The organism is Micromonospora sp. M71_S20 (assembly GCF_003664255.1).
GTDB lineage: Bacteria > Actinomycetota > Actinomycetes > Mycobacteriales > Micromonosporaceae > Micromonospora.
Genome location: NZ_RCCV01000001.1, coordinates 4,570,580 through 4,582,338, shown reverse-complemented (window position 1 = coordinate 4,582,338; position 11,759 = coordinate 4,570,580). Strand labels below are relative to the sequence as shown.

The following is an 11,759-nucleotide window of genomic DNA, read 5'->3' as shown; positions in this document are numbered from 1 at the left end:
CGGGCTTGCCCGATCGACCCGGCGCTCCTAGCGTTAGCCCGACTCGGGCCCGCCCCACGGCGTCGCCGCGGCACCTGCGCCACCTGCCGTGCCGCCACGGCAGGAGTCCAGACGTACCGTCCGGGCGACGCGGTCCCGGGCGTGATCAGGTCAGCGGGGGGCTGAGGGTGCGGGATCAGGTCCGGTTGCCGGACCGTGCTTGCCTCACGCACGCCCAGGTCGGCGTGCGCCGCCTGCGCGTGTCCACGGGACGGAAGCGGCGAGCCCATGGCGGGTGAGCTGAACGAGGCCGTCGTGGCGGCCCAGGCCGGCGACGAGGACGCGTTCCGCTTCCTCTACCGCAGCCTCCAGCCCGGCCTGCTCCGGTACCTGACCGCCCTGGTCGGCGCGGACGCCGAGGACGTCGCCTCCGAGACCTGGTTGCAGATCTCCCGCGACCTGCCCAGCTTCACCGGTGGCGAGTTCCGGGCCTGGACCGTCACCATCGCCCGCAACCGGGCCATGGACCACCTGCGCCGGCAACGCCGTCGCCCCTCGCTGCCCGTGCCGGTGCAGGCGCTCGCCGAGCTGGCCGGCGACGCCGACACCGCCGAACGCGCCGGCGAGACGATCGGCACCGAGGCGGCGCTCGCGCTGATCGCCACCCTGCCGCCCCGCGAGGCCGAGGCCGTCCTGCTCCGCGCGGTCGTCGGGCTGGACGCCGAGACCGCCGGGCGGGTGCTCGGCCGCCGGCCCGGTGCCGTGCGTACCGCCGCCCATCGAGGGCTGCGCCGGCTCGCGGCCCTGATGGAACGCTACGACCCGAGCCGGTCACCGGCCACCCCCGAGGCCGCCGCGCCGCCCCGACCGCGGACCGGCCGGCGGCAGCCGTCGCACGCCGAGCCGGCGGACGGTTGACGTGAGGGGACTCAGGATGTTCTTCCGCCGGACCGAGCGGCCCGCCGACCGCGGCGCGTCCGACCGGCTCCTCGACGCCGCCCGTACACCGGACACCGAGGGGTCCGAGCCGCTCGCCCGGCTGCTCTCCGCCGCCGCCGCCCCCGCCCGCCCCGGCGAGTTGGCCGGGGAGGAGGACGCCGTGGCCGCCTTCCGGGCGGCCCGTGCGGCCGGCCCCGCCGCCGGAGGCGTCCCGTCGCCACGCCGACGCCGGTTCACCGCCGGCGCCGTGGCATGGGGCGCGGGGATCGCGGTCACCGCGACCGCGGGCGCCGCCTTCGCGGCCGTCACGCTGGACCGGGCCGACGACCCGCCCCCGCCGCCCCGCCCCGCCACCCCGACGCCGGCGGCCCCGGCACCGGCACCGGCCACCACGGACCCGCACCGGGGCGGGCCGACCGGAGACACCGGTGGCCGCCCCACCGGGACCCCGCCCCGCTCCTCCGCCGCCGCGACCTCGGGCGCACCCGTTCCCGGCAGCACGGCCGGCGACGCGCCCGGGACGCCGCAGCAGCGCACCGAACAACTGCGCGGGCTCTGCCGGGCGTACCTGGCCAAGAAGCCGGCGCAGCGGGAGAAGGCGCTGGACAGCCCCTCGTTCGCCCACCTGGTGACCGCGGCGGGCGGCCGGGAGCGGGTCGAGGGCTTCTGCGGGGAACTGGTGCCCGAGGCGGCGGCGAAGGCGTCGCCGGACAAGCCGGGGAAGGGGCCGACCCTGACCCCGACCCCGGCCGGCTGACGTCCTCGCGGTCGGTCCCGGTCGCTGATTCTCCCCGCCCGTCGCGACGGGCGAGGGCCGCCCGTTTCCGCTGCACGTTCCGGCCTGTCGCGCGGAATTCGTCTGCTAGACAGAAGTGGGTGGGGCCACCGACGCCCGCGCCGATGACGGTGGGTGGCGTTACGGTGACACGGAACGGAAGCCGGCCGGGAAGGGGGCCCATGCCGTGGTGACGTCGCCGGAGATCGACCGGACCACCGTCCTGCGGGAGTCCGCCGCCGCCGAGGGCCACCTCGCGCGCATCTGCTTCAAGACCGGCCCGCCGACCCGCACCGGCGTCGAACTCGAATGGACCGTGCACGACGCCGCCGACCCCGCCCGCCCGGTCGACGGCGAGCGGCTCCGGGCGGCCCTGGGGCGACACAGCCCCCGCACCCTCGACAGCGCGAGTCCCGCCGAGCCGCTCCCGCACGGTGGCACCGTGACCGTGGAGCCCGGCGGGCAGTTGGAGATCTCCACCGTGCCACGCTCCTCGCTCGCCACCCTCATCCACGCCACCGACGGCGACATCGCCGAGTTGAGCGGCCTGCTCGACGCCGCCGGGCTGGTCCTCGGACGCAGCGGCATAGACCCGCACCGGCCGCCCCGCCCGGTGGTCGAAGGCCCCCGCTACCGCGCCATGCGCCACGTCTTCGACCGGCGCGGCCCGGCCGGCCGGACGATGATGTACAGCACCGCCGGTCTCCAGGTCTGCCTGGACGCCGGGGAGCCGGAGCACCTGCCGGAGCGCTGGGCGGCGGTGCACGCGCTCGGGCCGCCCCTGCTGGCCGCGTTCGCCACCGCCGACCGGCACGCCGGGCGCAGCACCGGCTGGGCGTCCGCCCGGATGGCCGCCTGGTACGGCATCGACCCGGCCCGCACCCGTCCGGTGTGGACGCCGGAGAGCGACGCAGACCCGGTCACGGCCTGGACCAGGTACGTCCTCGCCGCGCCGCTGCTCTGCGTGCGCGGCGACGGCCCGGACTGGACGCCGCCGCCGGGGATCACGTTCGCCGACTGGGTCGACGGGGCACTGCCCCGGCCGCCCACCACCGACGACCTCGACTACCACGTGAGCACCCTCTTTCCGCCGGTGCGACCCCGTGGCTACCTGGAGCTGCGCTACCTCGACACGCAGCCCGGCCGGGGCTGGGTGCTCCCGCTCGCGGTGCTGGCCGTTCTGCTCGCCGACCCCGGCACGGTCCGCGCGACCCGCGCCGTCGCCGGGCCGGTGGCGCACCGCTGGCACGCCGCCGCCCGCCACGGCCTGCGCGACCCGGCGCTGGCCGCCGCGGCGGCGGACCTGTTCGACCTGGCCCTCGCGGCCCTGCCCCGGCTCGACCTGCCGGCGGCCCTGCACGACGACATCGACCGAGGCGTACGGCGGCGACGGGACGCCGCGGGGAGGAGTCACCGGTGACCGGAGCGACCACGCGCCGGACGGGCCCGGAGCAGCTGCGCAGCCGGATCGCGGCGGAGCTGGAACGCACCCGCGCCCGCACCGCCCTGCTGACCGAGGCGGTCGACGAGGCCGACCTGATGCGGCAGCACTCGCCGCTGATGTCCCCGCTGGTCTGGGACCTCGCCCACGTCGGCAACCAGGAGGAACTCTGGTTGGTCCGGGACGTGGGCGGGCGCGAACCCGTCCGGCGGGACATCGACGACCTGTACGACGCGTTCAAGCAGCCCCGCCGGGACCGCCCGACGCTGCCACTGCTGCCCCCGCAGGAGGCCCGCGCCTACCTGCTCACCGTCCGGGACAAGGTGCTCGACCTGCTGGACCGCGTCGCGTTCACCGACCGGCCGCTGGTCGTCGACGGCTTCGCCTTCGGCATGATCGTGCAGCACGAGCAGCAGCACGACGAGACGATGCTCGCCACCCACCAGCTGCGTGCCGGCCCGGCGGTGCTGCACGCCCCGCCGCCGCCGGAACCGACGGCCCGGGTCGCCGCCGAGGTGCTGGTGCCGGCCGGCGAGTTCACCATGGGCACCGACACCGACCCGTGGGCGCTGGACAACGAGCGCCCCGCCCACCGGGTCCACCTGCCGGCGTACGCCATCGACGCGGCGCCGGTGACCAACGGGCGGTACCGCGAGTTCATCGCCGACGGCGGCTACGAGGACCCGCGCTGGTGGAGCCCGGCCGGCTGGCGACACCGTCGGGAGGCGGAGCTGGTCGCGCCGATGCACTGGCGACGCGACGGCGACGGCTGGGCCTACCGGCGGTTCGGGAGGTGGGCGCCGGTGCGCGACGACGAGCCGGTGGTGCACGTCTGCTACCACGAGGCGCAGGCGTACGCCGCCTGGGCGGGCAGGCGGCTGCCGACGGAGGCGGAGTGGGAGAAGGCGGCCCGCTGGGATCCGGTCACCGGCCGCTCCCGTCGCTACCCCTGGGGCGACGACGATCCCACCGCCGAGCACGCCAACCTGGGCCAGCGGCACCTGTGGCCCGCCCCGGTGGGCGCCTACCCGGCCGGCGCCTCGCCGTTGGGCGTGCACCAGCTCATCGGCGACGTGTGGGAGTGGACCTCCACCCCGTTCCGGGGGCACCCCGGCTTCACCGCGTTCCCCTACCGCGAATACTCGGAGGTCTTCTTCGGCGACGACCACCGGGTGCTGCGCGGCGGGTCGTTCGGCACCGACCGGGCCGCCTGCCGGGGCACCTTCCGCAACTGGGACTTCCCGATCCGGCGGCAGATCTTCAGCGGCTTCCGCTGCGCGCGCGACGCCCGGCCGGAGGAGTCGCAGCCGTGAGGACGGGGCCGCCGGACGGCCGGGTCGCGCGCCGACCGCGTGCCCTCCATCGGGGCCCACACCGGGGCCGCCTCGACCCGGGACCGGGCGGCGCCGGGGGCCGGCAGCCGGGCCACCGCGTCGCCGGGCCGGGCGGTGCCGCCTGATGTGCCGCCACCTGGCCTACCTGGGGCCGCCGGTAACCCTGCGGGAACTGCTGTTCGACCCGCCGTACTCCCTCGTGCGGCAGTCCTGGGCGCCCCGCGACATGCGCGGCGGCGGGACGATCAACGCCGACGGCTTTGGCGTCGGCTGGTACCCGGGCGACGGTGAGCCGGTGCGCTACCGGCGGTCGCAGCCGATCTGGAGCGACCCCACCATCGCCCAGCTCGCGCAGGTCACCTCGGCCGGCGCGGTGCTGGCCGCCGTCCGCTCCGCCACGGTGGGCATGGCGGTCCTCGACGGGGCCGCCGCCCCGTTCGCCGAGGGGCGGTGGCTGTTCAGCCACAACGGGGTGGTGCGGGGCTGGCCCGACTCGATGGTCCCGCTCGCCGCCACCCTGCCCGTACGCGATCTGCTCACCCTCGACGCGGCCACCGACTCGGCGCTGCTGTGGGCGCTGGTGCGGCACCGGCTGCGGGCCGGGGTGAAGCCGGCGCGCGCGATCGCCGAGACCGTGACGGCGGCGGCCGGGGCCGCACCCGGGTCCCGGCTCAACCTGCTGCTCACCGACGGGCGCACCGTGGTGGCCAGCGTGGCCGGGCACGCGCTGTCGATCCGCGCGACGCCGGCCTCGGTGCTGCTGGCGTCCGAGCCGCACGACGACGACCCCGGCTGGCAGGCGGTGCCGGAGGGGCAACTGGTGGAGGCCACCGCCACGGGGGTACGCGTCCGCGCCCTCGCCGAGGTCTGACTGCCGGCCGACAGGGACGTTCCACCCGACGACGAAGGGGACGATATGAGCGCGGAGCCGCTGGAGATCCACCTGGAGGAGCAGGACCTGGGCCGCAGCCTGCGGGAGGACGTCCGCACCGGCCTGACGGCCGAGGAGAAGTGGCTGCCTCCCAAGTGGTTCTACGACGCCCGCGGCAGCGAGCTGTTCGAGGAGATCACCCGCCTGCCGGAGTACTACCCGACCCGGGCCGAGCGCGCGGTGCTGGTCGAGCGGGCGGCCACGATCGCCGAGCTGACCGGGGCGAAGACGCTGATCGAGCTCGGTTCGGGTTCGTCGGAGAAGACCCGGCTGCTGCTGGACGCGTTCACCCGCCGGGGCGGGCTCGGCACGTTCGTGCCGCTGGACGTGTCGGTCAGCGCGCTGCGGCAGTCCACCGCCGAGATCGCCGCCGACTACCCCGGGCTGCGGGTGCGCGGCATCGTGGGGGACTTCACCCGCCACCTGGACCGCCTGCCGACCGGCGGGCGCCGGCTGGTGATCTTCCTCGGCGGCACGATCGGCAACCTCCTGCCGGCCGAGCGGGCGCGGTTCCTCGCCGCGATGCGGGCCGCGCTGGAGCCGGGGGACTGGCTGCTGATCGGCACCGACCTGGTCAAGGACCCGGCGATCGTCGTGCCGGCGTACGACGACGCGGCCGGGGTCACCGCCGAGTTCAACCGCAACGTGCTGCGGGTGGTCAACCGGGAGCTGGGCGCCGACTTCGATCCGGCGGGGTTCGCCCACGTCGCGCTCTGGGATCCGCAGCGGGAGTGGATCGAGATGCGCCTGCGGGCGCGGCGGCCGATGCGCGTACGGGTGCTCGACCTGACTGTCGACTTCGCCGAGGGCGAGGAGCTGCGCACGGAGGTGTCGGCGAAGTTCCGGCCCGAGGGGATCGCCGCCGAGCTGGGCTCGGCCCGCTTCGCCGCCCACGCCTTCTGGACCGATCCGGACGGCCTCTTCGGCGTCACGCTGGCCCGCGCCGAGTGACCGGTGGGGCCGCGGGTGACCGGGGCGGGTCGCCCGGGGGTGAGCATCTTCACCCGCCGGGGCCGGCCCGACCGGTGATCGGCTAGGCTGGGCGGCGCGAAGGGGAGTAGCCCCCAATGTCGTGGTCGACACACTGGTGCGTTCCGCATCCGGCCACGCGGCCTCGTCATCCGAGGCGGGCGAGACCTTCGACCCAGGCTGTTGCAGCCGGGTCGAGGGCGCCCCCGTACCTCCTCCCGGCTTGATCCGGAAGGATGTCATGGAAGGTTTCCTCGTCGCGCTGGTGGTCAGCTTCGGCGTCATCTTCGTCGCGGAGCTGGGGGACAAGTCCCAGCTGATGGCCCTGACCTTCGCCACGCGCTTCAAAACCGTACCGGTCCTGATCGGGATCACCGTCGCCACCGCCGTGGTGCACCTGGCCTCGGTGGCGATCGGCTACGGGCTCGGCGCCGCGCTGCCGACGGAGTGGATCTCGCTCGTCGCGGGCGTGGCGTTCCTCGGCTTCGGGGCCTGGACCCTGCGCGGTGACACCCTCACCGAGGAGGAGAAGCGCAAGGCCGAGAAAACCAGCAAGTCCGCCATCGTCGCGGTGTCGGTCGCGTTCTTCCTGGCCGAGCTGGGCGACAAGACCATGCTCGCCACCATCACCCTCGCCACCCAGTACGGCTGGTTCGGCACCTGGCTCGGCTCGACGATCGGCATGGTGGCGGCGGACGCGCTCGCCATCCTCGTCGGCCGGATGCTCGGCAAGCGCCTGCCGGAGAAGACGATCAAGTACGGCGCGGCGGTGCTCTTCGCGATCTGCGGGCTCTGGCTGATCCTGGAGGCCGTCACGCAGCTCACCTGACGTCGACTACCGCCGGGCTGGCCGGGTAACGCCAGCGGATGGGCGTCGAGGAGATCCTGCGCCACGGCTACCAGGCCCTGGTCACCGCGGTGGAGGTCGCCGGGGCGGTGGTGATCTTCGTCGGGGCGGCGTGGGCGGCGCTGCGGTTCGTGGTCGAGGGACTGCGGCACCGCAGCGCCGCCGTGTTCACGCCGATCCGGCTCTCCCTGGGGCGGTTCCTCACCCTCGGGCTGGAGTTCCAGCTCGCGGCGGACATCCTGCGTACGGCGGTCTCGCCGACCTTCGCCCAGATCGGCCAGCTGGCGGCCATCGCCGCGATCCGGACCGCGCTGAACTACTTCCTGGGTCGGGAGATCCGCCAGGAGCAGCAGCAGGTCCGGGAGTCGGAGCGTGCCAGGTGATCCGTGCCCTGGTCACCGCCATCACCGCCCTCGCCGCACTGGCCGGGCTGTCGGTGCTGCTCGGCACGGGCTCCTGGCGGTGCGCGATGCGGGTGCTGCTGGATCTGCTGACCGCCGCGGGGCTGCTGCGCTTGGCCGGCGGCCAGGGTTGGACGGCCCTGGCCGCGGCGGCGTCGATCGTCCTGCTGCGCCGGCTGCTCTGGGCCGCGCTCACCGCCGGCGGACCGGCCGGGCCCCCGGGGCGGGTCCGAAACCCGCCGGCGCGGGCTCCGGACGCGGCCGGATGAGCGACACCGTGCCCCCGCCGACAGCAGCAACGGCAGGCCCGGCGACCGGCCGGTGCGCCCCCGGCGACCGGCGCTGAACGAGCCGGCAGGTTCAGTCCTGCCCGCGCTGGTAGACGTCCGGCACGCCGTCGTGGTCGGCGTCCACCCGCTCCGCCTCGGCGATCCGCCGGTAGGCGGCGTTGCGCCGCACCAGCACGACCGTGGCGAGCAGTGCGGAGATCACCGAGCCGGTCAGCACGGCCGCCTTGACGTTGCCGTCGGCGGCGCTGTCGGGGCCGAACGCGAGTTCGCCGATCAGCAGGGAGACGGTGAACCCGATCCCGGCGAGCAGCGCCACGCCGAGCAGGTCCGTCCAGGTGATGTCCTCGTCGAGTTGCGCGCGGGTGAACCGGGCGAGCAGGAACGTCGAGCCGAAGATCCCGACGACCTTGCCGAGCACCAGGCCGGCGACGACGCCGATCACGATCGGGTCGGTGACGATGGCCCCCAGGTCGGCGCCCCGAAGCGACACCCCGGCCGCGAAGAACGCGAAGATCGGCACGGCGAAGCCGGCCGAGATGGGGCGCCAGCGGTGCTCCAGGTGCTCGGCGAGCCCGTGCGCGTCGCCGGCCTTGCCCCGCAGGACGGGCACGGTGAAGCCCAGCAGGACGCCCGCCACGGTGGCGTGCACCCCGGAGGCGTGCATGAGGACCCACGCGGTGGCCGCCAACGGGATCAGCGCCCACCACCACGTCTTGCGCCGCTGCACGAGCAGGCCGAAGAGGGCGATGGGGACCAGGGAGGCGAGCAGCGGCAGCGCGTTGAAGTCGGCGGTGTAGAAGATCGCGATGATGGTGATGGCGAGCAGGTCGTCGACCACCGCCAGGGTCAGCAGGAAGGCGCGCAGGCCCTGCGGCAGGTGGGAGCCGATGACGGCCAGCACGGCGAGGGCGAAGGCGATGTCCGTCGCGGTGGGGATGGCCCAGCCCCGCAGCCCGTCGCCGCCGGCGGCGAGGTTGATCCCGAGGTAGATCAGGGCGGGCGCCGCCATGCCGCCGACCGCCGCGATCACGGGCAGCGCCGCCCGGCGGGGGTCGCGCAGGTCGCCCGCGACGAACTCGCGTTTGAGTTCGAGCCCGACGACGAAGAAGAAGATCGCCAGGAGGCCGTCGGCGGCCCAGGCGGCGAGGTCCAGGTCCAGGTGCAGGGCGGCCCCGCCCGAGAAGGGCACCCACTCGCCGAGGGCGGCGTAGGAGGGCCCCCAGGGCGAGTTGGCCCAGACCAACGCGATCACCGCGCCGAGCAGCAGGAGGCCGCCGCCGACGGTCTCGGTCCGCAGCACGTCGGCCAGGAACCGGGCCTCCGGCCAGGAGGTACGCGAGAAGAACCGGCGGGGCGGGCGGGGGCGGTCGGCGTGCGGGGCGCGGTCGGTCATGGCGCGGGATCCACCTTGTCTCGGGCAGCAGGGGTCGACGCCGACCAGGCTTCCCGGCACACCGTCCCCGACCCTATCCAGCGCCGCCGTGACCGGCGAGTCGGGACGGGTGATTGCCGGCGACGTCACGTCCGGTCGGTTTCTCCCCGCCACCCGGGACCCCGTCCGCCCGTTTGTCCGGTGGTGGGTCGGGGCCGGATGTCAAGGGGTGAAAACGCATAACTCGGGACATAAGACGTATGAGTCGCTTTAATGGTTTCACGAGATTAAGTCGACCTTGGGGGTTTTCGTGAAGTTTTTTGGCGTTACCGGCCTGGTACGGAGGCGCGCCTGATGGACCTGTACCGCCAACTCCGCCTCGTGCGCCGGCACTGGTGGATCGTGCTCCTCACCGTCATGGTCGCGCTCGGCGTCACGGCCCTCGTCACCGTCCGGGCACAGCCCCGCTACGTCGCCTCGGTGACCTTCTTCGTCACCACGCCCAGTCAGGGCGTCACCGACGCCTACCAGGGCGGCCTCTTCCTCCAACAGCGGGTCAAGTCGTACGCGGAACTGCTGACCAGCGACCGCCTCGCGCAGAGCGTGGTCGCCGAGGCTCCGGTCGGGCTCACCGCCGAGGAGGTCCAGCGCCGGGTCAGCACCTCCACCGAGACCGGCACCGTGCTGCTGCGCGCGTCGGTGACCGACACGGACCAGAACCGGGCCCTGAAGGTCACCGAAGTGCTCTCCGCGAAGTTCGTCGAGCTGGTGCAGAAGGTGGAGACGACCTCGGACGGCAAGGCCGGCCCGATCAGGATCGAGGTGGTCAGCGGGCCCCGGGTCACCCCGACGCCCGTCTCGCCGCAGCCGGTCCGCAACTTCGCCGTCGGTACGCTGCTCGGCCTGCTCGCCGGCGTGGGCCTGGCGATCCTGCGCGGGGTCGCCGACGTCCGCCTGCGCGACGCCGCGGGCCTCCAGCGCACCACCGGCAGCCCGCTGCTCGGCGAGATCCCCTTCGAGAGCACCGCGAAGTCGGAGCCGTTGATCGTCGGCGCGGCGGCGAACTCCGCCCGGGCCGAGGCGGTCCGCAAGCTGCGCACCAACCTGCGTTTCGTCGACGTGCACGAGCCCGCCCGCGTCATCGCGGTCACCAGCGCGCTTCAGGGCGAGGGCAAGACCACGCTCTCCTGCAACCTGGCGATCGCCCTGGCCGAGGCCGGCTGGCGGGTGCTGCTGGTCGACGCCGACCTGCGCCGCCCGAAGGTCGCCGACTACCTGGGGCTCGACGCGGGCATCGGGCTCACCGACGTCCTGGTCGGCGACGTCCAGGTCGGTGACGTGGTGCAGCGCTGGGGCGACAAGTCCCTGCTGGTGCTCCCCAGCGGCTCGGCGCCGCCCAACCCCAGCGAGCTGCTCGGCTCCAAGGCGATGGCGGACCTGCTGCTCGCCCTGCGGGAGTCCGCCGACATCGTCATCATCGACACCGCCCCGCTGCTGGCCGTGACCGACGGCGTGGTGGTGGCCGTGCAGGCCGACGGCGCGCTCCTGGTCTCCCAGCAGGGTCGCACCTCGCGCAGCCAGGTGGCGCAGGCCGCCCGCGCCCTGAACTCGGTCTCCGTCCGGCTGCTCGGCTGCGTGCTGAACATGGCGAAGGTGGCCAAGGCGGAGGCGTACCAGTACGAGGCCTACCGGGTGGTCGCCGCCGCCGCGACTCCGGACGTGCCGGCCGACGCGGCTCCGTCCGCCCGGCACGCGGAGCGGATCGACGACGTCGTCAGCGACCGTACGCAGGAACTCACCCGGCTGTCGCGATGAGCGCCGCGAGGGGCCGCATCGACCGTTCGATCTCCTCCGCGCAGCGTCGGAAGTCGGCGACGGTGCCGCCGATCGGGTCCCGCAGGTCGTCCGCGTCGGGGGTGGCGGGTTGCAGCCACCCCCGGGCGCGGGCGGCCGCCTCGACCGCCGCCCGCAGGGGCCCGTCGGCCGGATCCGTCGTCGGGTCGGCGGCCGCGGCCAGCCGGCCGAACTGGCGGAGGGTGAACGTCCGGTGCAGCGCGGCCGGCGCGAGGGCGGTGCACACCGAGCGCTGGCGGCGCGTCGCGGCCAGCACCAGCGTCGCCCCGACCAGGTGCTCCCGGCGCAGCCGGCGGCTGCGGAAGTCGGTGGGATCCCCACCGGTCTCCGCCGCCAGGTCCGCCGCGTACGGGTGCATCGGCAGGTCGTCGACGGCGTCCGTGCCGGCGCTGGCGACAGTAACCGCGCGCCCGGCCAGCAGGCGACGGGCGATGTACTCGGCCATCGGTGACCGGCACAGGTTGGCGTGGCAGACGAACAGCACCCGGTCGACCATGCGGACCCCTCTCGTCGGTGCCGTCGCGGGCGGTGGCGCCGCGCCGGCCGCCGGCCGTCGGGACCGGCCGGACGTGGAGGGGATGTCGGCATCGTACGCGGACCGGACGCGTCCACGTCACGGTGCCGCGC

12 protein-coding genes are annotated in these 11,759 nt (G+C 74.9%); 10 read left to right on the top strand and 2 right to left on the bottom strand.

The window, feature by feature from the left end; translation table 11 throughout:
* Positions 1–267 precede the first annotated feature (267 nt).
* From DER29_RS19650 to DER29_RS19605, 9 genes are all read left to right on the top strand, one after another.
* Positions 268–897 (top strand): RNA polymerase sigma factor, encoded by a 630-nt coding sequence (locus DER29_RS19650; protein WP_121398654.1) that lies wholly within the window; start codon positions 268–270, stop codon positions 895–897.
* Positions 898–913: 16 nt separating this feature from the next.
* The gene (locus tag DER29_RS19640) at positions 914–1,675 is read left to right on the top strand and encodes a hypothetical protein (RefSeq protein ID WP_158619060.1); all 762 of its coding nucleotides are present in this window, start codon (positions 914–916) and stop codon (positions 1,673–1,675) included.
* Between the two features lie 205 nt (positions 1,676–1,880).
* A complete protein-coding gene (gene egtA / locus DER29_RS19635) occupies positions 1,881–3,113 on the top strand; it encodes an ergothioneine biosynthesis glutamate--cysteine ligase EgtA (RefSeq protein ID WP_121399350.1) in 1,233 nt (410 codons plus the stop codon).
* Entirely contained in the window at positions 3,110–4,447 is a 1,338-nt protein-coding gene (egtB, locus tag DER29_RS19630) for an ergothioneine biosynthesis protein EgtB (protein ID WP_121398651.1), read from the top strand. Before egtA ends, egtB begins: the two co-directional genes overlap by 4 nt.
* 145 nt (positions 4,448–4,592) lie before the next feature.
* Positions 4,593–5,339: an ergothioneine biosynthesis protein EgtC gene (egtC, locus tag DER29_RS19625; protein ID WP_121398650.1), complete on the top strand. Its 747-nt coding sequence runs from the start codon at positions 4,593–4,595 to the stop codon at positions 5,337–5,339.
* A 45-nt stretch (positions 5,340–5,384) separates the two neighbouring features.
* Positions 5,385–6,350, top strand: a complete 966-nt coding sequence (gene egtD, locus DER29_RS19620; RefSeq protein WP_121398649.1) for an L-histidine N(alpha)-methyltransferase — start codon at positions 5,385–5,387, stop codon at positions 6,348–6,350.
* Positions 6,351–6,609: 259 nt separating this feature from the next.
* Entirely contained in the window at positions 6,610–7,197 is a 588-nt protein-coding gene (locus DER29_RS19615) for a TMEM165/GDT1 family protein (RefSeq protein WP_121398648.1), read from the top strand.
* Between the two features lie 38 nt (positions 7,198–7,235).
* Positions 7,236–7,598, top strand: coding sequence for a DUF1622 domain-containing protein (locus DER29_RS19610; protein ID WP_121398647.1), 363 nt, complete (start codon positions 7,236–7,238; stop codon positions 7,596–7,598).
* Complete coding sequence (locus tag DER29_RS19605; RefSeq protein ID WP_199729365.1) at positions 7,595–7,885, top strand: hypothetical protein; 291 nt, start codon at positions 7,595–7,597, stop codon at positions 7,883–7,885. Before DER29_RS19610 ends, DER29_RS19605 begins: the two co-directional genes overlap by 4 nt.
* A gap of 91 nt (positions 7,886–7,976) precedes the next feature.
* On the opposite strand, the gene nhaA is transcribed toward DER29_RS19605, so the two are convergent.
* Positions 7,977–9,299: a Na+/H+ antiporter NhaA gene (nhaA, locus tag DER29_RS19600; RefSeq protein ID WP_121398646.1), complete on the bottom strand. Its 1,323-nt coding sequence runs from the start codon at positions 9,297–9,299 to the stop codon at positions 7,977–7,979.
* Between the two features lie 333 nt (positions 9,300–9,632).
* Here nhaA and DER29_RS19595 point away from each other — a divergent pair, with 333 nt between their 5' ends.
* On the top strand, positions 9,633–11,093 hold the full coding sequence (locus DER29_RS19595; RefSeq protein ID WP_121398645.1) for a polysaccharide biosynthesis tyrosine autokinase: 1,461 nt from the start codon (positions 9,633–9,635) through the stop codon (positions 11,091–11,093).
* Here DER29_RS19595 and DER29_RS19590 read toward each other — a convergent pair.
* Entirely contained in the window at positions 11,074–11,628 is a 555-nt protein-coding gene (locus DER29_RS19590) for a low molecular weight phosphatase family protein (protein WP_121398644.1), read from the bottom strand. The genes DER29_RS19595 and DER29_RS19590 overlap by 20 nt on opposite strands.
* Positions 11,629–11,759 lie beyond the last annotated feature (131 nt).